Origin of the sequence: Pseudonocardia charpentierae (assembly GCF_031845345.1) — a bacterium.
Taxonomy (GTDB): domain Bacteria; phylum Actinomycetota; class Actinomycetes; order Mycobacteriales; family Pseudonocardiaceae; genus Pseudonocardia; species Pseudonocardia charpentierae.
Map to the genome: position 1 here is coordinate 117185 of NZ_JAVREJ010000004.1, position 20376 is coordinate 137560.

Below are 20376 nucleotides of genomic sequence, written 5' to 3' on the forward strand. Positions count from 1 at the left end.
ATCCGGCCACGACGCGCCGGATCAGGTCGCTGATGCGAGCAGCGCGCTCGCCGTGAGCGCCAGCCCCACACCCGTGAGCTGCAGCCCGCTCAGCCGCTCACGCAGCACGAACCGCGCCAGCAGCACCACGACCACCGGGTAGAGCGACACCAGCACCCCGCTGACGCTCAGCGTGCCCGTGCGCGTGGCCAGCAGGAACAGCACGTTGGCCGCGGTGTCGAGCACGCCGCAGAGCAGCATCAGCCGCAGTCCGTGCAGCGGGCCCCGGCGCGCCGGGCTCAGGAGCGCGACGGCGAGCAGCGCCACCGAGACGACGCGACCGGCGACCAGCGGCCACAGCCCCGAGCCGTCGGGGGTGAGATCGAGCGCGACGAAGAACAGCCCGAAGCCGACGCCTGCGCCCAGTCCGTAGACCAGTCCTGCACCGGCCGCGGCGTCACCGCGGCTGCCCGCGCTCGCGAGCGCGATCGCGACGAGGGCGACGCCCAGCGCCAGCCAGCCCACCACGCCCGGCCGCTCTCCCCCGAGCACCCCGGCGACGAGCGGCAGCCCGGCACCGACGACCGCCGAGAGCGGGGCGACGACACCCATCGGCCCCACCGCCAGCCCGCGCATGTAGAGCAGCAGCCCGCTCATCCCGCCCACGCCGGCGATCGCCCCGAGACCGAGCGCAGCCGCCGAGATGTGCCCCGGCACCAGGAACGCCGCCGGGAGCAGCGCGACCAGCCCGGCGATCTGCGCGACGGCCGTGACGCGCAGCACCGGGCTCCTGCGGGCGGCCAGACCGCCTGCGAAGTCGCCGAAGCCGTAGGCGACGGCCGAGGACAGGGCGAAGGGGACGGACATCAGAACCTCGTGCAGCGGAATGGACGGAGCAGGACAGTGCGCCGCACGTTACGACCATGTTGCCGAGCAGTGCAACACAGTAGACCGCGAAGTACGGCACACTGTCCTTGTGCAGTCCTCCGACGACGTCGCCGCGGCCGTCGGCCGCAATGTCCGCGCACTGCGCCAGCAACGCCGGATGACCATCGACGCGCTCGCCTCCGCCGCCGGTCTCAGCCGGGGCACCGTCATCCAGATCGAGACCGCGCGCGGCAACCCGAGCATCGCCACCCTCTGCAACCTCGCCTCGGCGCTGCGGGTCGGGGTCGGCTCGCTCGTCGACGGCGACGCGGCTCCCCGCGCCGTCGTCCGCCGTGCCGAGCAGGCCGCACCGCTCTGGACCAGTCCGGCGGGCAGCACCGCGGTGTTCCGCATCGGCACCGATCCGCCCGACGTCGTCGAGCTCTGGGACTGGTCGCTGCAGCCCGGCGACTCCTTCGACGGGGAGGCGCACCCGATGGGCACGGTGGAGGTCCTCTCCGTGCTGACGGGCCACCTCAACCTGCGCGCCGGCAGCACCGAACTGGAGCTCGCGGAGGGCGACACGGTGATGTTCGAGGCCCACGCCCCGCACCGCTACGGCTGCGTGGGCACCGGCCCGGTGCGGTTCACGATGGTGGTGCTGCAGCCCGGCGACGCAGGCCTGGTTCCGCCCACGAGCATCGCCCCCGCGTCGCCGGAGTGACGCCCGGACGTCGCCGGACGACCGCTCGTCGCCCCGTTCTACGCCGCCCGATCCCCTGAGCGGCAGTGGTTCCACCGCTCGCCGCGCGGATCTTCCCCCTCGCCGGAACGCAGGCAACCCGGGGTGAACCTGCCGCTAGATTCCTTCTCGAGGCCAGAAGGACCGGTCGCGGAACCGGACAGCGGGACTCCCCACCCGCCCGGCGAACCCCGACGCCGGACGTCCAACCGGCCCGTGGCTTCGGAAGGCAGGGTACGTGGCTCGGCATTCGCTCCTTCAAGGCCGTCACGTGCGCCACACCCTCCCGCAGCGGGCCACCCGGCACGCTCTGCGGGACGAGGGCGGCGCACACGTGCTGGCGAGCTCCTCCCCCGTGCGCCGGGGCATCGCGGTCGCCGCGGTGGTCGGCGGCGCGCTGTCCGTCGCCGGTGCCGCCGTCGCGGTCGACCGGATCCCGTTCGTCAGCGACAACGCGGACGACGACCTCGCGTCGATCGGTCTCGCCGCCGACGGCAGGCAGGCGCCGGCCGCGGACACAGCAGCGGACGCACAGGACGACGCCACGCCCGAGCCCACGACTCAGCCGACCGTTGCGCCTCCGTCGCCGGTGCTCGACACCAGCGCGCTGGCCGACACCGTCCGCCAGGCGAACGAGGAGGGCAAGCGCCTCGCGGAGAAGCGGGATGCGCAGGGCGACTCCGACGTCGCGACCGCCCCCCGGTCGCGCATCGCCCCCGAGTCGGGGCGCGCCGCGCTGAAGTCCCCGGGCGAGCTGATCGACACGAACGAGTGGTACCTGACCCTGCCCACCGGCAAGGAGGGCAGCCCGGACACCGTCGAGGGCTCGAACCTCGCGACCTACCACTCCAAGTTCTTCAATCTCACCGGGAAGCGCGACGGGATCGTCTTCCACGCCGGCGCCGACGGCGTCACCACCAAGAACAGCCACTACCCCCGCTCCGAACTGCGGGAGATGAACGGCAGCGAGAAGGCCTCCTGGTCGAACACCGCGGGCACGCACGTCCTCGAGGTCCGCGAGGCGTTCACCAAGCTGCCCGACTCGAAGCCCGAGGTCGTCGGCGTCCAGATCCACGACGCCGAGGACGACGTCATGCAGATCCGGCTCGAGGGCAAGACGCTGATGGTGCAGTACAACGACGGTGGATCCGAGGCCGTCCTCGACCCGGACTACAAGCTCGGCACACCGTTCGACACGAAGATCGTCGCCGCGAACGGCAAGGTGGACGTGCTCTACAACGGCCAGAAGAAGGCCGAGCTCCCGCTGTCCGGATCGGGCTGGTACTGGAAGGTCGGCGCGTACGTGCAGTCGAACGCCAGTAAGGGCGAGGGCAGCGGCTCAGCCGGCGAGGTCGTCGTCTATAAGGCGGACATCTCGCACTCCGGCGGGTCCGGCTCCGACGACGCCTGAAACCGCGGCGGGCGGCCGGGTCAGCCGGCCGCCCGGGCCGCCGCCGTGACGGTGTTGAGCAGCAGCAGCGCCGTGGTCACCGGCCCGACGCCACCCGGCACCGGCGTCAGCGCACCCGCGTGACCCGTGACGGCCTCCGCGTCGACGTCGCCGACGAGGTTGCCGTCTTCGTCCGGAGTGGTCCCGACGTCGATCACCACGGCGCCCGCGCCGACGTGCTCGGCTCCGATCATCCGCGGCCGGCCCACCGCCGCGACGAGAACCTCCGCCTCGCTTGTGCGCGCCGCCAGGTCACGGGTTCGCGAGTGGCAGATCGTGACGGTCGCGTCGCGCGCCAGCAGCAGCATCGCCGCGGGCTTGCCGACGACCAGGCTCCGGCCGACGACGACCACCCGCCTGCCCGCCAGCTCGACCCCGTGGTCGTCGAGGATCCGCATCACCCCGGCCGCGGTCGCGGGCGCGAAGGCGGGCAGACCTGCCGTCAGCCGTCCGATGCTGACGGGGTTCCCCCCGTCGACGTCCTTCTCCGGCGCGATCGCGATGGCGACCTCGACGCCGTCGACGCCCGGCGGCAGCGGCGTCTGCAGGATGATCCCGTGCACGGTGTCGTCGGCCGACAGCCGCTGCAGCGCCGATCTCACGACGTCGGCCGAGGCGTCGTCGGCCAGCCGCTCGACCCGCACGTCGATGCCGACCTTCTCCCCCGCACGCGCGATCGCGCGGGTGTACCAGGCGGCCGACTCGTCCGCCGTCGCGAGCACGAGCGCCAGACCGGGAACGGTGCCCGCCGCGCGGAGCTCCTGCACCATCGCGGCCGCCTCCTCGCGGATCGCGGCGGCCGACTTCTTTCCCTCGAGCAGCTGGGTGGTCTGCGGTCGGGTCACTTCTTCAGCCTCTCGACAATGCGGGCGGCGACGTCGTCCGCCTGCTTCATGGCCCGTTCCAGCTCGCCGACCCGGTCCAGCAGACCGCGCGCGGCGTCGTCGTCGGTCAGGAAGGCAGCGTTCACGGCGATGTTCGTGATGCTGCCGCTCAGGGCGGCGCGCGCCGTGGCCGCGGCGACGCCCACGTCGGACAGGACGTTCGGGTTGGCCGGCTCGACCATCTCGTCGGCGATCGCCACGATCCGCATCGCCACCCGGCCGACCTGGATCGGCGGCTCGGCGGCGCCGAGCGTCGCGTCCTGGATCGCCGCGCTGCGGGCCGCCTTCTCCTCGTCGGTCGCCTTCGGCAGCCCGTACGCCTCGCCGACGGCCCCGAACGCCGCGGCGTCGTCGACGGCCAGCTGCGCCGCGCGGGCCCGCAGTTCGGCGGCCTCGGTGACGATCGCCTTCATCGCCTCTTCGCGGTCGGCCCACTTGTTGCCGGTGGTGTAGTTGGCGACCATCTCCAGCAATGCGGCGGCGGATGCCGCGCACAGCGCCGCCACCGCGCCCCCACCAGGAGCGGGAGTGCGTTCCGCCAGCTGGCCGAGCCAGTCGGACATGCGTGCGTCGAACATGACGCAAGCCTATCGACCACGTGCCCGACGTCCCGTCGACCGCCCGCCGTCGCCGGCCCGCGGGAATGCGCCGTCCCTCGAACGGCTTGCCCAACAGGTGAGTCCGTCGTCCCGCGCCGCTGTCGGCCTGCGCTCCGAGCGCGGCCCCATCCTGCTCGCGCTCATGGTGTCCACCGGCCTCATCGCCATCGACGCGACGATCCTCGCCACCGCGGTGCCATCGATCGTCCGCGACGTCGGCGGCTTCGCGCAGTTCCCCTGGCTGTTCTCGGTGTACCTGCTGGCCCAGGCCGTGTCGGTGCCCGTGTACGCGAAGCTCGCGGACGTCGTCGGACGCAAACCGATCATGCTGCTGGGGATCGGGTTGTTCCTCGTCGGGAGCGTGCTGTGCGGCCTGGCCTGGAGCATGCCCGCCCTCATCGCCTTCCGCGCCGTGCAGGGCCTCGGCGCCGGCGCCGTCCAGCCGATGGCGATCACCATCGCCGGTGACATCTACTCCGTGGCCGAGCGCGCCGCTGCCCAGGGCTACATCGCGAGCGTCTGGGCGGTCTCGTCCGTCGTCGGGCCCACGCTCGGCGGCGTCTTCTCACAGCTGGGGCTGTGGCGCTGGATCTTCCTCGTCAACGTGCCCGTGTGCCTGCTGGCCGGCGTGCTCATCCTGCGGAACTTCCGCGAGACCGTGCAGCGCCGCGAGCAGCACATCGACTACCTCGGCGCCGTGCTTCTCACGAGCGGCATGTCGCTGCTCCTCCTCGGCGTCCTCGAGGGCGGACAGGCCTGGGCGTGGGGCTCGGCCGTCAGCATCGCGGTGTTCGCCGGCGGGGCCACCCTGCTCGTCGCGTTCGTGTTCGCCGAGCGCCGCGCCGTCGAGCCGATCCTCCCGCTGTGGGTGTTCAGCCGCCGCCTCCTCGCGACGACGACCTTCCTGGCGCTGGGCATCGGCGTGATGCTCATCGGGCTGGCCTCCTACGTGCCCACCTACCTGGAGAACGCGCTCGGCGTGTCGCCGCTTGTCGCGGGGCTGGCGCTCGCCGCGCTCACGCTCGGCTGGCCGCTGGCCGCCAGCGTCTCCGGTCGACTGTTCTACCTGCGGCTCGGCTTCCGACCGACCGTCCTCATCGGGCTCGGGCTCGTCGTCGCCGGAACCGGGGCGCTCGCGCTGCTCGCACACCGGCCCTCGGTGGCGATCGTGGCCGTCACCTGCTTCGTGACGGGTCTGGGTATGGGCCTCGTCGCGACTCCGTCGCTGATTGCCGCCCAGGCCAGCGTCGGGTGGGACGAGCGCGGCGTCGCGACCGGCACGAACATGTTCGCCCGGTCGCTGGGCAGCGCGGTGGGTGCGGCGGTGCTGGGCGCGGTCGCGAACGGCGTCGTCGCAGCATCCGGACGTCCGGAGACCGACCCGACGGCCGCGACGGCATCCGGTGCCGCGGTGTTCTTCGGGGTGCTGGTGGCGGCCCTGCTGACAGTGGTAGCCGGCCTGCTGATGCCGAAGGTGCGCGCACAGGTCGAGGAGAAGAAGGCGGAGCCGACCGGCGCGGAGACCGCCTCGGCCTGAACTCGTGGACGGGTGGAGCTGAGGGGAATCGAACCCCTGACCTACTCGATGCGAACGAGTCGCGCTACCAACTGCGCCACAGCCCCGTGCTCGCCCGCCGTCGCCGACGGACGAGACGACCTTATCAGCCCCTCACTCGCCCACCGCAGACCGGTGGGGCGCCCGGGCCGAGGTGCCGAGGTCGTGCAGGTCGAGCTCGTCGTCGTCCACCACGACCAGGGACGTCCCCGGCGGGAGCGGCGGCGGCGGGGCCGGCTGTAGCGGAGGCAGGGCGCTCTCCGGCTCGGCGTTCTCGTCGGCGACGCCGCGCCGCCGGGCGGGCAGCAGGCCCACGGGCTCGCCGACCCCGCGGACGCGTGTGGCGTCGTCGTCCTCGTCGACCCACGTGTCGGCCACCTCCGCGACCTCGGCCTCATCGACCTCGGCTTCAGGATCGGCGTCGTTCTCCGCGGACGGGCGGCGCGTGACCTCGCGCCCGCGTCGGGCCCACTCGTCGAGATCGCGGTCGTCGGCGGCCTGGGTCCGCCGGGTCCCGGCCATGCGGGCGGCCCGGCGCTCACGGATCGCCGCCTCCAGCCGCACCTGGCGACGCAGGTAGACCAGGTACACCACCAGCACGAGGTCGATCGCGCCGTGGGCCCACCACACCACCGGGAATGCAGCCGCCGCGGCGATCCCGGTGAGCAGCGCGCACACCAGCAGGAGCAGCACCACGCGCTGGCGGAAGGCGTACCGGGCGCGGGCCGTCTCCGCATCGGCCTCGGGGTCGTACCCGCCGCGGCCGGGCCGGTAGCGGGGAGGCGGCCGTTCCCAGCGGACGTCCGACTCGTCGTCGTCGGAGTCCGCGACGTCAGGCTCGGAGTCGGGATCGCGCTCGTCGACGTCGTCGTGCTCGTCGTGCTCGTCGGCCGCCGCCTCGTCGAGCCGGGCCGCGCGCGCGGCCGACACCCAGGGCCGTTCCGGCTCGCGGGCGGTCGGCGTGTCGTCCTGGTCCAGGCGCTCAGGGTCCACGCTGTCCCCCTCCTCGGTCGGCAGGCGCCCGATTCGGCGCGCCTGTATCCGGCGCCGCGGCCGGTCCAGCACCCGTCCGGCCAGGGAGGCGCCGCTAGGCCGCGCCACCTCCTGCTGGTGCCGGGCGATCGCCGGGACGAGGATCAGCAGCCACAACACGACCAAACCGGTGAAGATCAACGAGCTGGGCATGCGGCCTCCTCCCCCGGTCGGCGCAATACGGGCAAGGGTGGACGGCCACTCGGCGAATCACCCGCTGCTCACGGTAGTCAGCGGCCCCGCGCGGATCCGGGTGCGACGCGCCGGACTCAGGGTCTTTCGCCGTGACGGGATCGACAGCGCCCGCTCAAACACGGCGACTCAAACCTGCTCGGCCCATCCCGACGCCACGACCCGTCCGACGATGCCGCCCGTCGGTGGCTCCTCGGCCGTCATCGCGAAGCAGAGGTGGTCGCGCCACGCGCCGTCGACGTCGAGGTAGCGGCGGAACAGCCCCTCCTCGCGGAAGCCGAGCTTGGCCAGCACCCGCAGGCTCGCGGCGTTCTCCGGACGCACCGTCGCCTCCAGGCGGTGCAGTCCGACGGGCCCGAAGCAGTGGTCGACGGCCAGGGCGACGCCGGCCGTGGTGACGCCGCGGCCGGTCCACCGGGTGTCGCACCAGTAGCCGACGTAGGCCGACAGCAGCGGTTCCCGCACGACGTTGCCGATCATGACGTGACCGGCGAGCGCGCCGTCGACCGTCATCGCGAACGGCAGCACGGAGCCGCGCCGGGCGGCCGCGCGCAGCGTCCACCAGCGGCCCGGCCACTCGGCGGCGGAGTGCCCGGCGATCCAGCCTCCCGGCGGGGTCGGCTCCCACGGCGCGAGGTGGCGCTCGTCGCGCAGCCGGACCTCCGACCACGCGGGGCCGTCGCGCAGCCATACCGGCCGCAGCTCGACGACGCCCGCCGCCGTACGGAGCGCTCCCACCCGGGCCGGCCAGCCCGGGTGCCGACCCGTCTCGGGTAGCGCGTGGGCCACGGTCGGCCGTCAGGCTCGGGTCGGCAGGAAGGCCACCGCGACACTCTCGTCGACGGTCGCCTCCGTCACCTGCTCGGGCAGCACGATCAGTCCGTTGCAGTCGGCCGACGACGACAGCAGGTGCGTACCGGCCGTGCCCAGCGGCTGCACGAGGTAGTCGCCCGTGCGGTCGCGCAGCAGCCGGCCACGCAGGTAGCCGCGACGCCCGCCGATCGAGCTGACGGGCGAGGTCAGCCGGGCGGAGACCACCCGTCGGTACGGGTCGGTCAGCCCCAGCCCCAACCGGACGAGCGGCCGGACCAGCACCTCGAACAGCAGCAGCGCGGTGGCCGGGTGCGACGGGAACAGGAAGGTAGGAACGGCGTCCGGGCCCAGCCGGCCGAAGGCCTGCGTCGACCCGGGGTGCATGGCGACGCGGGTGGTGTCGAGCTCACCGAGGTCCGCGAGCGCGGCCTGGACCTGTGCCCCGGCAGTGCCTCCGATGGCTCCGCACACCACGAGGACGTCCGTGAACGGCAGCCGGTCCTGCACCGCCGCGGCCAACTCACGAGGGTCGCTGCGCACCAGCCCCGCCCGTCCCGCCTCGGCTCCCGCGTCGCGCGCGGCGGCGCTGAGCGCGTGCGAGCAGACGTCCGGCACCTGCCCTGCTCCGGGGATGCGCGCGACGTCGACCAGCTCGTCGCCGACCGCGAGCACCGACACCCGGGGCCGCGGGTGCACGAGCACCTTGTCGCGGCCGGTCGCGGCCAGCATGCCGACCTGGCCCGGGCCGAGCACGGCGTCGCGGCGGACGGCGACGTCGCCGGGCTGGACGTCCTCTCCGACCCGCCGCACGAACGCGGCGGACGGCACGCCGCGCGTCACGGTCAGCTTGGCCGTGCCCTCGTCGGTGTGACCGACGGGCACCACCGCGTCGGCGAGGGTGGGTAGCGGCGCACCCGCCATCACGCGCACCGCCTGACCGGGCTGCAGGCGCAGCGGATGCCGTGACCCGGCCGGGATCTCCCCGACGACGGGCAGCACGACGGGCGTCTGCTCGCTCGCCCCCGAGAGATCGACGCTGCGCACGGCGTAGCCGTCGATCGCCGCCTGGTCGAAGCCCGGCAGCGGACGGCCCGCGATCACCTCCTCGGCGCTGCGCAGACCGTGCGCCTCGGCGATCGGCACCCGGACCGGTGCCGGACGGACCGCCCCGGACAGGACCAGGGCGAGCTGCTCGTCGACCGACCGCACCGGCACTACACCGCCCACCGCTCGGTCACGCCTGCCGAACCGGACGCCCCCTGCTCCATCGCCACCCCTCGTCGCTTCCGGAACGGCCATGCTGCAGCGCGGTCCGGCTTCTGGGAGCGGAGCCTATCGGCGGCAGTAGCGTGGAGGCGTGACGGCTCGCGCACCGGACTGGACCGACATCGCGGCCGAGAAGGCGGCCTGGCGGCGGCGGATCCGGGCGGCCCGCCGCGCCCGCGACCCCGAGGTCCGCGCCCGCCACGCCGAACTGCTCACCGAGGCGGCGCTCGAGCTGGCCGGCGAGATCGGCGGGCCCATCTGCGCCCACCTGCCGGTCGGCGTCGAACCGTGGTCGCCGTCGGGGGTGGAGGCACTGCACGCGGCCGGCCACGAGGTGCTCCTCCCGGTGGTCGCCGATCCGGCGGGGCCGCTGGACTGGGCCCGGTACGACGGCCCGGACGCCCTGGCCGCGGGCCCGTTCGGGTTGTGGGAGCCCTCGGGGACCCGACTCGGGCCGGACGCCGTGCGCCGTGGCCGCCTGGTGCTGCTCCCCGCACTGGCCGCCGACCGCAGCGGTGTGCGGCTCGGGCAGGGCGGAGGCTTCTACGACCGGACCCTTCCCCTGGTCGACGCCGATGTCCCGCTGGTCGTCGTGCTCGACGAGGGCGAGCTCGTCGACGCCCTGCCCGCCGAACCGCACGACCGCCGCGTCTCGTCCGCGCTTCTTCCCGAAACCGGTGTGACGATGCTCGGCGGTACAGAATGATCCCGACGCGGTAGACTTGGCACTCTCTGGGTGAGAGTGCCAACTGCGGAGGAACCGTGCCGACCTACCAGTACGCCTGCACCGCCTGCGGACACCGGTTCGAGGCTGTCCAGTCCTTCTCCGACTCGTCGCTGACCGACTGTCCCGAGTGCGCCGGTCGGCTCCGCAAGGTGTTCTCATCGGTCGGCATCGTGTTCAAGGGCAGCGGTTTCTACCGCACGGACAGCCGCGCCGCCTCGGTCGACGCCGCCGGCCCCGGCAAGGAGGGTTCAGCCAAGGAGAAGGTGTCCGCCGACTCCTCGGCCTCGAGCGGGTCCGGCGACGCGAAGAGCTCCTCGACCTCCGACTCGTCCACGAAGAAGGCCGACTCGGGCTCGACGTCCTCGTCGTCGTCCTCGTCCTCGTCCTCGTCGACCAGCAGCGCCCCCGCCGCAGCCGCGTCGGCCTGACGCTTCCCACACCGGGCGCCGAGTTGTCCACATCGGCGTCCGTTGTCCACAGGTTCGCCGTCCCGCGCCTGGTGAGCTGCCCGTCGCCCTAGCGTCGTCCCCGACGAGAGGGGACGACCATGGGTCGCGAACCACCGCACCGCATGCGCCGGTCCGCGCGGCTGCTCGCCACGCTGCGCACTTCCGGCTGGCGGCGGACGCTGCTGATGCGGCGCACCGCGGCCCTGCTCCTCGCGGCGCTGGCCCTCGCGCTCGCGCTCCGCCCCGCTGACGCCGGATCCCGCGGCCCGGTGGTGGTGGCCGCACGCGACCTTCCGTCGGGCACCGCACTCACCCCCGCCGACCTCACCCTGGCCACCTGGCCAGGCGATCTCGTCCCTGCCGGCGTGCTGACCGCACCGGCCGACGGCACCGGCCGCGTGCTCGCCGGAGCGGCCCGGGCCGGAGAACCGATCACCGACGTACGGCTGGCCGGGCCGGATGCGGCCGGGCGCGTGACGGGCCGGCCGGGCGACGCTGCGGTGCCGATCCGGCTCGCCGACCCCGACGTGGCGCGACTGCTCGAGCCCGGCAGCCGAGTTGACGTCGTGACACCGGCACCCGACGGCGACCGGCCCGTCGTGCTCGCCGCCGACGCCGCCGTGCTCACGGTCGTCGCCGCAGAAGCCGACACGATCTCACCCGGGCAGGGGTCACGCGGACGGCTGGTGCTCGTCGCCCTGCCCCGCGCGGATGCGGCCCGCGTCGCGGCAGCCGCGCTGTCCGAGCAGGTCGCCGTTACCCTGCGCTGAATCGAATCCGACTCGAGGGGTGACGAGGCGAGTGCTCAAGGGTTTCAAGGACTTCATCCTGCGCGGCAACGTCGTCGACCTCGCCGTCGCCGTCGTGGTCGGCGCCGCGTTCACCACGATCGTCACGGCGTTCACCAAGAGCCTCATCGAGCCGCTCATCAACGCGGTGACCCCGCCGAGCAGCCCAGGCTTCGGGATCCAACTGGTGGAGGGCAAGGAGAACACCTACATCGACGTCGCGGCCATCCTCACCGCGGTGATCAATTTCGTGATCGTCGCCGCAGTGGTCTACTTCGTCATCGTGCTGCCGCTCAACGCCCTCAAGGCGCGCCGCAAGAGCGGCGAGGAGAGCGGCCCCGCCGAGCCGACGGACGTCGAGCTGCTCGTCCAGATCCGCGACCTGCTCGCCGAGGGCCGCAACGGGGTCGCCGCAGGCCGCTACACGACCGGCGGGAGCGCCTCGGTCGTCGGCGACGGCCGCAGCGACGAGCGGCGCGTCTGACCCGCCTCCGTCCGACAGCGGTCGTCAGCCGCCGTGGTGCGGGGGACGGTTGGCGCGCAGCCACTCGTCCCCCGTCGCCGGCTCGTCCGGAGCGTCGGCTTTCTCGTCGCGGGTGACCTCGGGCAGCACCTCGCCGAAGATCTCGTCGAGGCGGCGGCGCACCGGGTCCGCCAGTGCCGGGGGTTGCGGTGCCGCCGGCTCGCCGTCGCTCGACCCGCCCGTCACGCCGAGCTCAGACGGCCGAGTCGAGGCCCGACAGCTGCGCGATGACGTGCCGCACGAGCGGCGTCAACGTCGCCATCCCGTCGCGCACCGCAGCCCGCGACGGCGCCAGGTTCACGACCAGCGTGCTGCCCGAGACCCCCACCAGCCCGCGCGACAGCCCGGCGTCCACCGCGCCCGCGGCCAACCCGGAGGCCCGGATGGCCTCGGCGATGCCGGGGATCGGCCGGTCCAGCACACCCGCCGTCGCGTCCGCGGTGACGTCGCGCGGCGACACGCCCGTCCCCCCGATCGTGATCACCAGGTCGACGCCGCCGATGACGGCGGTGTTCAGGGCGTTGCGGATCCGGACAGTGTCGCCGGGCACCACGACCACACCGTCGACCAGCAGCCGGGCCTCCTCGAGCAGCTCGCGGACGAGGGGACCGGTGGTGTCCTCGCGTTCCCCGTGGCTGACGCGGTCGTCCACGACCACGACGAGCGCGCGACCGATCTGGGGCGGGACCATCTCCATGGCGTCACCGTAGCGGGGGCCCGGGGAGACGACGGCGGGGAGGAGGCCCGGGAGCGGACCGCGCCGGCGCTGGGAGGGGGTACCGGCGCCGACGCGATCCTTATGTCCGCCGACCGCGGGGCACCACGGCCGCGGACCGTCCACGGTTCACCGCCATGATGCCACCCCTTTCATCAATTTGTGCGGCGTGAGCGAGATAGTCACCCCGTCTGGCCGCTCAGAGTGACGTCCACCTGTCGACCATCGACCGTCAGAGTGACGCGATCACCGGGGGCATGGTCTCGAATGGCGGCAACCAGTTCGTTCCCATTGGTGACGGGTCGGTCGTCCACCCGGGTGACCACTCCGCCCGCGCGCAGGCCCGCCTGCTCGGCCGGCCCGCCCGGAGTGACCTGGCCGATCGTCGCACCGTTCGAGGTCCGGTCGCCCGCGCTCAGGGAGACGCCCAGGATGGCTCGCGTCGCCCGCCCCGTCCGTTCGAGTTCCTCCGCCACCCGCTTGGCCTGGTTGATCGGAATCGCGAAACCCACTCCGATGGATCCACCCTGCGCGCCGGTCGTCGCAATCGCCGAATTGATTCCGACCAGCGCGCCCTGCATATCCACGAGCGGCCCGCCGGAATTGCCCGGATTGATGGCGGCGTCGGTCTGCACCGCGCTCAGCACGGTCGCCTCGCTCGCACCGGACTCCTGCCCGACGCTGACCGCCCGGTTCAACGCACTGATGATCCCCGTGGTGACGGTGCCCCCCAGGCCCAGCGGTGCACCGAACGCCACCACCTGCTGGCCGACGCGCAACGAGTCGGAGTTGCCGATGGTCACCGGCGTCAGCCCGGAGACACCCTGAGCCCGCAGCACGGCGAGGTCCGAGCTCGGGTCGCGACCGACGATCTGCGCGGGCGCGCTGGTTCCGTCCTGAAACAGCGCCACAACTCGGCCGCCGTTCGCCGCGGCCTCGACGACGTGGTTGTTGGTGAGCAGGAGCCCGTCTGCGCTGAGCACAATGCCTGAGCCTTCGCCGGCCGCGCGCACCCCCTCGACCTGCAGCTGGACCACGCTGGGCAACACACGAGCGGCCACGGCCTCGACCGGGCTGAGCGGGGTGGCGTCGGGATCTGCCGGCGGCAGCGGGTCCGCGAGAACACCCGCCGAGCTGCCCGTCCCGGCGCCCCGCGCCGACTCGTACCCGACGTAGCCGCCGATCCCTCCGCCGAGCAGTGCCGTGACCAGGCCGACGGCGGCGATGGTCCCGAGACCGGCGCGTCGGGACCGCGGGCCCTCGGAGGTGGCGGCAGGCAGCATCGTGGTCGGCGGGCCCCCTGGACCCGGCCCGTACGCCGGTGGCCCGTAGGCCTGCTGTCCGAAGGCCTGCCCGTACGCCGGCGGTTGACCGAACACGGGCGGTCCGTACGCCGACTGACCCGGATTCTGCTGACCGGGGCTCGGTGGTCCCCACGTGGCGTAGTCGTGCTCGGCGGTCCGTGCGGCGGGGTCGTCGGGCCGAGCGGCCGGGTCGTCGGGCCGAGGTGGGGTGCCGGGCCCCTGCTCAAAGGTCTCGGATGCGGAATCGGGGTTGTCGTTCGCCATGCCCTCTCCGGCATCGGGGACTGTGGTCGGCGAGCCTACGGCGTCACACGTGAGGCTCCTGTCGGGCGACTCCGCCCGACCCACCAGTACCCGGAACCGCCCTTCTCAGGCGGGAGCCCGCCCCGGGAGGCGCAACACCAGCAGGGCGCCGCCCTCGGGGGCTCGTCCGGCCCAGACCGCGCCGCCGTGCCGGACCGCCACCTGACGCACGATCGACAGCCCCAGCCCCGAGCCGGGCATGGTCCGCGCCCCGGCCGCCCGGTAGAAGCGGTCGAAGACGCGCGGCAGGTCCTGCTCGGCGATCCCCGTGCCCGAGTCGGCCACCTCCACCAGCACCGACCACGGGTCCAGCGGCCGCATCTGCACCCGCACCGTCGCACCCGGCGGGCTCCACTTGGCCGCGTTGTCGATCAGGTTGAGCACCGCCCGTTCCAGCGCGGTCGCGTCGCCGATGAGCGTCCACGGCACGAGCGTCGCGTCGAACTCCACGTCGCCGGCCCGACGGCGGGCCCGCTCGAGAGCCCGCTCGATGACGTCCGTGAGCTCCACCGGCTCGTGCACGACCTGGGGGGCGTCTTCCCGCGCCAGCTCGACCAGGTCGCCCACCAGCGTCGACAGCTCGGCGATCTGAGCCTGCAGGTCGTCGAGGATCTCGGCGTGGTCCGACTCGGGCAGCGGCGGCGCTCCGGGCCGGGACGCCGCGGTGAGCAGTTCCAGGTTCGTGCGCATGGAGGTCAGCGGGGTCCGCAGCTCGTGCCCGGCGTCGGCGACCAGCCGGCGCTGCTGCTCCTGGGACGCCGCGAGCGCACCGAGCATGTCGTTGAAGCTCGCCGTCAGCCGCGCCAGCTCGTCCGAACCGTCGACCGGGATGGGCTCCAGATCACCGGTCGACGCGACCCGTTCGGTCGCCGCGGTCAGCTGCTGCACCGGCCGCAGACCAGTCCGGGCCACCGCCACGCCGGCGAGCGCGGCCAGCGCCACACCCACCCCACCGATCGCCGGTAGTGCGACGCCGAGCCGGGTCAGCACCGCCCGGGTGGCGTCGAGCCGCTGCCCGATCACCAGCGCCCGGCCGTCGCCCGCAGCCACGGCCACCACCCGGTACTGCACCCGACCGTCGGTGGCGGTGCGCACCGACGAGTCGGCGTCGCCGCGGGCCACCTCCAGCTCCTGCTCCCCCAGCGGTGGCGCCGTCACCGCGCCCCGCGCCGACTGCGCCAGCCCGTTCGCGTAGAGCAGGGCGAGCCGGATGTCGCCGGCCCCGAGGGCGCCGGTCGGCGTGCCGGCGAGCCGCTCGGGGTCGACCAGCTCGCTCTGCGCGGCGGCCGTCGCGCGCTGCAGCAGGTTCGCGTCAAGGGTGGCGAGGATGTTCTGTCGGACGATGAAGAACGCCACGACCGACACGAGGATCACCGCGCCGGCCGCGGCCAGCGCGGTCAGCACCCCGATCCGGGCTCGCAGCGAGACGTGCCGAGGCGCGGGCAGCCGCAGCCGGCGCGTCTCCGGAGGTGCGGTCGCGGGCGGTGCGGTCACGGCGGCGACTCGCGCAGCACGTACCCGACCCCGCGCACGGTGTGGATCAGCCGCAGCTCGCCGTCCGCCTCGGTCTTGCGCCGGAGGTAGCCGATGTAGACCTCCAGCGCGTTGCCGGTGGTCGGGAAGTCGTAGCCCCAGACCTGCTCGAGGATCTGGGCGCGGGTGAGCACCCGGCGGGGGTAGGACAGCAGCAGCTCCAGCAGCGAGAACTCGGTGCGGGTCAGGCTGATCGACCGCTCCCCCCGGCGCACCTCGCGCGTGTCCTGGTTCAGGCTCAGATCGGCGAACTGCAGCACCGTCCCCTGGCCCGCGGCGTCGTCGTCGACGGTGCGGCGCCGCAGCAGCGCTCGGAGCCGCGCCAGCAGCTCCTCGAGCGCGAACGGCTTGGGCAGGTAGTCGTCCGCGCCGGCGTCGAGCCCGGCGACCCGGTCGGACACGGCGTCGCGAGCGGTGAGCACGAGGATCGGCAGCTCGTCGCCGGCCTCGCGCATCCGCCGGCAGACCTCGAGTCCGTCGAGCCGCGGCATCATCACGTCGAGGACCATCGCGTCCGGCCGCCGCTGCTGCACGGCCTCCAGCGCGTCCTTGCCGTCCGAGGCGAGATCCACCTGATAGCCGTTGAACGCGAGCGAGCGGCGCAGCGATTCGCGGACGGCCCGGTCGTCGTCGACGACGAGGATGCGCATGCGATCAGTGTGAACGGTGCCTCTGAGAGGCACCTGAGAGGCTCCAGATCAGCTCGACGTGACGAGCTGCGCGACGACGGCGCGGGCGTCGTCGTCGCGCAGTTCCATGATTGTCTCCAGCCCCAACACCTGCAACGGTCGCCGCACCGCGCGGTTGCCGCGGCCGGTGACGTGCAGGCGCATCCCGAGCCGCGCCGCCTCCTGACGCAGCTTGATCAGCGCGGCGATGCCGGCGGACGCCAGGAACGCGACATGATCGAGATCGAGCACGACGTCGGTGTGCCCTTCGAGCTGCTCGCGCACCCAGCGGTCGAACCCGGTGGCGGTCAAGGTGTCGAGGTCGCCCCGGACCTCGACGACCGCGAGCCCCTCTGTGACGTCCGTGGCCACCACCTGCAGCACGGGCGGCTCGTCGTCCTCGCCGCGCGGGACGGGGATGACGAGGCGGGAGTCGGTCATGCAGGTGTCCAGACGTCGGTCGGGAGGAGCGGACCGATCGACAGCCTACGGTGGGTGACGAAGATGTCACGGCATCGCCCCTCGGAACCCGATCATGTAGCTGGTAGATCGACCGACGCCGGCTTTCCGGGCGACGCGGTCCGCCTGCGCGGGGCCGACGGCAGAGCCGCCGTGGACGACCGCGACGGCCGGGCCCACCCGCTGAGCGGCTACGATCGGCCGGTCCGCCCTCGTAGCTCAGGGGATAGAGCATCGGTTTCCTAAACCGTGTGTCGCAGGTTCGAATCCTGCCGGGGGCACCAGGTCAGAGCGTTGAGTACCACCGTCAGCCGCTTGTCGTGGAGCCATACGTGGAGCCCAACCGCTGATAGGGTGCCCGCATGCCGCCCACCGGCTCCACGCGGCGCCAGCGCCAGCGCGGCGAGATCGAGACACTGCCCAGCGGTTCGCTGCGCGTGCGCGTGTACGCGGGCATCGACCCGTTATCCGGGAAGAAGCACCACCTGGTCGAGGTCATCCCGGCCGGGAAGGACGCCGCGAAGCTCGCCGAGAAGGCGCGGACCCGGCTGCTCAACCAGGTCGACGAGAAGCGCAGCCCACGCACGAAGGCGACGGTCGCACAGCTGATGGAGCGCTACCTCGAGATCCTGCAGATCGAGGACACGACGCGGGCCAGCTACGAACGTCTCGTCCGGCTGCACATCGGGCCCTTGCTCGGCCACCTCGGCGTCGGCCGCCTCGACGGCGAGACGCTCGACTCCTTCTATTGCGAGCTGCGCCGCTGCCGGACGCACTGCAACCGCCGCCCGTTCGACGAGCACCACACCGACGGCGAGCACACCTGCAACAAGCGCTGCGGCCCGCACCGCTGCCGCCCGCTCAGCAACTCGTCTGTCCGCCAGGTCCATAACTTCCTCAACGGCGCCTTCACCCGGGCCGTGCGCTGGCGCTGGGTCGGCAGCAACCCCGTCCGCCAGGCCGAGCCGCCGGCCCTGCCGAAGGCCGACCCGCAGCCGCCGAAACCAGCTCAGGCGGCGCGGATCGTCGCTGAAGCCTGGCGAGACCCCGACTGGGGCATGCTCGTCTGGCTCGCGATGACGACCGGCGCCCGCCGCGGCGAGCTGTGCGCGCTGCGCTGGCGGGACATCGACTTCACGACGGCGCTCCTTGCCGTCGGGTCGAGCATCGGGCAGCTCGGGACGCGGGTCTGGGAGAAGGACACCAAGACCCACCAGCGTCGGCGCATCGTCGTCGACGCCCAGACCCTCGCCCTGCTTCGCGCCTACCTGAACCACCGGGCCCAACGCGCTGCACTGCTCAGCGTCGAGCTGGCGGAGGAGGCCTTCGTGTTCTCCCCGCTTCCCGACGGCAGCACGCCGATCCGGCCCGACACCGTGACGCAGCGGTACCGCCGTATGTGCAGCCGACTCGGCTGGGACATGCACATCCACCAGCTGCGCCACTTCTCCGCGACCGAGCTGATAGCCGCCGGCGTCGACGTGCGGACTGTCGCCGGACGCCTCGGCCACAGCGGCGGTGGGACGACAACCCTGCGCGTCTACAGCGCGTGGGTCGCCGAGGCGGATCAGCGAGCGGCTGCGTCGCTCGCGGCGCGTCTTCCCGAGGTCGCGGCGGGCGATTGGCTCCGCGACACGTCGCGCGCATCGCGTTACCAGACTGACAACTCACAAGAGAGATCCGCGCCATATCAACGCATAGCTGCCGATCTGCGCGGCAGCATCAGGTGCGGGGCGCTGCAACCCGGGACGCCGATGCCGACGGTGAAAGATCTTGGCGCTCGGTACCAGGTTGCTGCAGGGACGGCACAGCGCGCCCTTGCGCTCCTCCACAACGAGGGTCTGATCGAGATTGGACGAGGTCGGCGAGGAGTCGTAGCTCATCCCGTACCACTAGTGTGTAAGACGAGCGGTTCGCGTCGACTCCCACCTCTACCAGCAACAATAGCAACGCACCCCACCTCAGCAGCCTCACCGTGGCACCTTGGTTGACTGCAGTTCGCACCACGAATGACTCCACGGACGCGTCCACGGCCAACGTCGCGTGCGCCGCCGTGCCACGACCCTCTCGGCGGCAGCTGCGCGACGCCGAGCTCAAGGCCGAGATCGCGCGGGTGCACGCGGAGAACTACGAGGTCTACGGCGGTGGAAGGTGTGGCTTCAGCTCAACGGTGAAGGCATCGGTCGCCCGGTGCGCTGTCGAGCGGCTCATGCGTGACCTCGGGCTGGCCGGAGCCCACCGCGGCCGCCGGCACCGCACCACCCACGCCGACGCTGCGGCGACCGGCCGACCGACCTGGTGGGCTGTCAGTTTCAACCCGCCTGCGCCGAACCGCACCTGGGTCGCCCCCGCTGTTCCTGCCGGCGTCACCGTCCACCTCAAGATTATCGGGAGAACGACACCGACCTGCCGACCAGCACCCCTCACCGACGCGAATCAGAACCCAGAGTGGGATCATCGGCAAATGGCGGCAGATTCAATTCGTCATCACCTTAGAATGCTGCCCCGCGTCAAGGCGGGCACGACCGCGGGATCGCCGCGGCGGCGGCTCACTGGACATGACCCCACAGCATCCCAGCACCCGCCCCGACCCGAGGACCCAAATTCGCAGGCGGATGGCCACCCGTGCAAGTGCGGCGGACACCACTACCGCTACTGCCAAGACGACATGGGCGGATGCGGGCACACGATGTACGCGCCGCCCATGGCCGAGGGGTGCGCCGATCCGGTCAACCGGTCGATCCGCTAGGCGCCGCCGTATCCCAGGACTGACGAGAACACGAAGAATCAGAGCAGAAGCAGCGCTCCAGTGCCCGCGGCTGACCTCAGAAGCTAACCCGAATTATGATCATGTCGCCGGCCTCCGCTGTATCTTTTGAGCCATGCACGGAGACTCGTGGCTTCTTGACGATTACCGGCAAGGTCGTCGAGGGGACGACTGGGTGGCAGTACAGGGTGCTATTCGATTCGGTTATCGACGCCATTTTAGGTTCGCGACGTCAGATCGTCAACGGATCCACACTATCAAACCGGCTCGTCCCAAGGGTTCACATCCCAATTTGTTACATTAACCCAAGAAACCTGGCCGTCCAAATCGGGATCCTCCTCGCCGTGTGGCGGCTTGTACGTGACCTTCACATACTCGTCTCTGTATGTCCTATGAAATGTGTCTACCGTGTACCACGGATGCGGCTGTATGACGCTAATGCTGCAAAAATTGTCCCTGCCGCCATTCGTTCGGTCGTAAATCCAAATCAGCGTACCTCGTCGTACTTCTGCGAGCACAACGGACCGCGCTTCATCGTTCTTCTTGGGGCGCTTTCCGAGCTGAGGAAGTTGATCGTTGAAAACGTCAACAACGTCCTGCGTGCCACTGTTCCCTTCGTAGAAAATAATTGCACCCAACATGCACTCCTTTAACGGTAATAGCGACAAGCGGAGACGTCCTTGCGTTGCGCTTGTCAAGCTATTGCCCTCGAGCCGGAAAGTCAATACCCTCTATGCACCTCGTAGGGACGTCAATCGTGG

Annotated in this window: 20 protein-coding genes, 2 tRNA genes and 2 pseudogenes; 10 read left to right on the forward strand and 14 right to left on the reverse strand. The window is 72.2% G+C overall.

The window, feature by feature from the left end:
* Window positions 1-21 precede the first annotated feature (21 nt).
* Window positions 22-846, reverse strand: coding sequence for a DMT family transporter (locus RM445_RS08190; RefSeq protein ID WP_311555527.1), 825 nt, complete (start codon window positions 844-846; stop codon window positions 22-24).
* A gap of 109 nt (window positions 847-955) precedes the next feature.
* On the opposite strand from RM445_RS08190, the gene RM445_RS08195 reads away from it, so the two are divergent.
* On the forward strand, window positions 956-1570 hold the full coding sequence (locus RM445_RS08195; RefSeq protein WP_311555528.1) for a helix-turn-helix domain-containing protein: 615 nt from the start codon (window positions 956-958) through the stop codon (window positions 1568-1570).
* Window positions 1571-1859: 289 nt separating this feature from the next.
* On the forward strand, window positions 1860-2999 hold the full coding sequence (locus RM445_RS08200; protein ID WP_311555529.1) for a polysaccharide lyase family 7 protein: 1140 nt from the start codon (window positions 1860-1862) through the stop codon (window positions 2997-2999).
* Window positions 3000-3019: 20 nt separating this feature from the next.
* Here the strand turns inward: RM445_RS08200 and RM445_RS08205 are convergent, their stop codons facing one another.
* Window positions 3020-3883 (reverse strand): bifunctional 5,10-methylenetetrahydrofolate dehydrogenase/5,10-methenyltetrahydrofolate cyclohydrolase, encoded by an 864-nt coding sequence (locus RM445_RS08205; RefSeq protein WP_311555530.1) that lies wholly within the window; start codon window positions 3881-3883, stop codon window positions 3020-3022.
* Window positions 3880-4500 carry a cyclodeaminase/cyclohydrolase family protein gene (locus RM445_RS08210; RefSeq protein WP_311555531.1) on the reverse strand — a complete coding sequence of 207 codons (621 nt, stop codon included), beginning with the start codon at window positions 4498-4500 and terminating at the stop codon, window positions 3880-3882. Before RM445_RS08210 ends, RM445_RS08205 begins: the two co-directional genes overlap by 4 nt.
* Window positions 4501-4597: 97 nt before the next feature.
* Here RM445_RS08210 and RM445_RS08215 point away from each other — a divergent pair, with 97 nt between their 5' ends.
* Entirely contained in the window at window positions 4598-6058 is a 1461-nt protein-coding gene (locus RM445_RS08215) for an MFS transporter (RefSeq protein ID WP_311555532.1), read from the forward strand.
* A 13-nt stretch (window positions 6059-6071) separates the two neighbouring features.
* On the opposite strand, the gene RM445_RS08220 is transcribed toward RM445_RS08215, so the two are convergent.
* From RM445_RS08220 to glp, 4 genes are all read right to left on the reverse strand, one after another.
* Window positions 6072-6144 (reverse strand) — tRNA-Ala (locus RM445_RS08220).
* A 46-nt stretch (window positions 6145-6190) separates the two neighbouring features.
* Window positions 6191-7261, reverse strand: coding sequence for a divisome protein SepX/GlpR (gene sepX, locus RM445_RS08225; RefSeq protein ID WP_311555533.1), 1071 nt, complete (start codon window positions 7259-7261; stop codon window positions 6191-6193).
* 168 nt (window positions 7262-7429) lie between these two features.
* Window positions 7430-8038 carry a GNAT family N-acetyltransferase gene (locus RM445_RS08230; RefSeq protein WP_311555534.1) on the reverse strand — a complete coding sequence of 203 codons (609 nt, stop codon included), beginning with the start codon at window positions 8036-8038 and terminating at the stop codon, window positions 7430-7432.
* A 60-nt stretch (window positions 8039-8098) separates the two neighbouring features.
* Window positions 8099-9322, reverse strand: coding sequence for a molybdotransferase-like divisome protein Glp (glp, locus tag RM445_RS08235; RefSeq protein ID WP_311555535.1), 1224 nt, complete (start codon window positions 9320-9322; stop codon window positions 8099-8101).
* A gap of 148 nt (window positions 9323-9470) precedes the next feature.
* On the opposite strand from glp, the gene RM445_RS08240 reads away from it, so the two are divergent.
* Window positions 9471-10085, forward strand: a complete 615-nt coding sequence (locus RM445_RS08240) for a 5-formyltetrahydrofolate cyclo-ligase (protein ID WP_311555536.1) — start codon at window positions 9471-9473, stop codon at window positions 10083-10085.
* Between the two features lie 56 nt (window positions 10086-10141).
* Window positions 10142-10282 (forward strand): annotated as a pseudogene (locus RM445_RS08245) (FmdB family zinc ribbon protein); the annotation flags it as partial.
* Between the two features lie 14 nt (window positions 10283-10296).
* Here RM445_RS08245 and RM445_RS08250 read toward each other — a convergent pair.
* On the reverse strand, window positions 10297-10584 hold the full coding sequence (locus tag RM445_RS08250; protein WP_311555766.1) for a hypothetical protein: 288 nt from the start codon (window positions 10582-10584) through the stop codon (window positions 10297-10299).
* A gap of 69 nt (window positions 10585-10653) precedes the next feature.
* On the opposite strand from RM445_RS08250, the gene RM445_RS08255 reads away from it, so the two are divergent.
* Both RM445_RS08255 and mscL read left to right on the forward strand, forming a co-directional pair.
* Window positions 10654-11325: an SAF domain-containing protein gene (locus RM445_RS08255; RefSeq protein ID WP_311555537.1), complete on the forward strand. Its 672-nt coding sequence runs from the start codon at window positions 10654-10656 to the stop codon at window positions 11323-11325.
* Window positions 11326-11356: 31 nt separating this feature from the next.
* Window positions 11357-11827: a large conductance mechanosensitive channel protein MscL gene (mscL, locus tag RM445_RS08260; protein ID WP_311555752.1), complete on the forward strand. Its 471-nt coding sequence runs from the start codon at window positions 11357-11359 to the stop codon at window positions 11825-11827.
* A 24-nt stretch (window positions 11828-11851) separates the two neighbouring features.
* On the opposite strand, the gene RM445_RS08265 is transcribed toward mscL, so the two are convergent.
* The 6 genes from RM445_RS08265 to RM445_RS08290 form a co-directional block, all read right to left on the reverse strand.
* Window positions 11852-12052 carry a hypothetical protein gene (locus tag RM445_RS08265; protein ID WP_311555767.1) on the reverse strand — a complete coding sequence of 67 codons (201 nt, stop codon included), beginning with the start codon at window positions 12050-12052 and terminating at the stop codon, window positions 11852-11854.
* 7 nt (window positions 12053-12059) lie between these two features.
* The gene (locus RM445_RS08270; RefSeq protein WP_311555753.1) at window positions 12060-12557 is read right to left on the reverse strand and encodes a MogA/MoaB family molybdenum cofactor biosynthesis protein; all 498 of its coding nucleotides are present in this window, start codon (window positions 12555-12557) and stop codon (window positions 12060-12062) included.
* A 206-nt stretch (window positions 12558-12763) separates the two neighbouring features.
* On the reverse strand, window positions 12764-13618 hold the full coding sequence (locus tag RM445_RS08275) for a S1C family serine protease (RefSeq protein WP_311555538.1): 855 nt from the start codon (window positions 13616-13618) through the stop codon (window positions 12764-12766).
* Window positions 13619-14254: 636 nt separating this feature from the next.
* Entirely contained in the window at window positions 14255-15682 is a 1428-nt protein-coding gene (locus RM445_RS08280) for a sensor histidine kinase (RefSeq protein WP_311555539.1), read from the reverse strand.
* Window positions 15679-16371 (reverse strand): response regulator transcription factor, encoded by a 693-nt coding sequence (locus tag RM445_RS08285; RefSeq protein ID WP_311555540.1) that lies wholly within the window; start codon window positions 16369-16371, stop codon window positions 15679-15681. Before RM445_RS08285 ends, RM445_RS08280 begins: the two co-directional genes overlap by 4 nt.
* Before the next feature lie 48 nt (window positions 16372-16419).
* Complete coding sequence (locus tag RM445_RS08290; protein WP_311555541.1) at window positions 16420-16830, reverse strand: STAS domain-containing protein; 411 nt, start codon at window positions 16828-16830, stop codon at window positions 16420-16422.
* A 226-nt stretch (window positions 16831-17056) separates the two neighbouring features.
* On the opposite strand from RM445_RS08290, the gene RM445_RS08295 reads away from it, so the two are divergent.
* The 3 genes and pseudogenes from RM445_RS08295 to RM445_RS08305 all read left to right on the forward strand — a co-directional run.
* Window positions 17057-17132 (forward strand) — tRNA-Arg (locus RM445_RS08295).
* A 78-nt stretch (window positions 17133-17210) separates the two neighbouring features.
* Entirely contained in the window at window positions 17211-18839 is a 1629-nt protein-coding gene (locus RM445_RS08300; RefSeq protein WP_311555542.1) for a tyrosine-type recombinase/integrase, read from the forward strand.
* A gap of 71 nt (window positions 18840-18910) precedes the next feature.
* Window positions 18911-19195, forward strand: a pseudogene (locus tag RM445_RS08305) (IS3 family transposase); the annotation flags it as partial.
* Between the last annotated feature and the right edge of the window lie 1181 nt (window positions 19196-20376).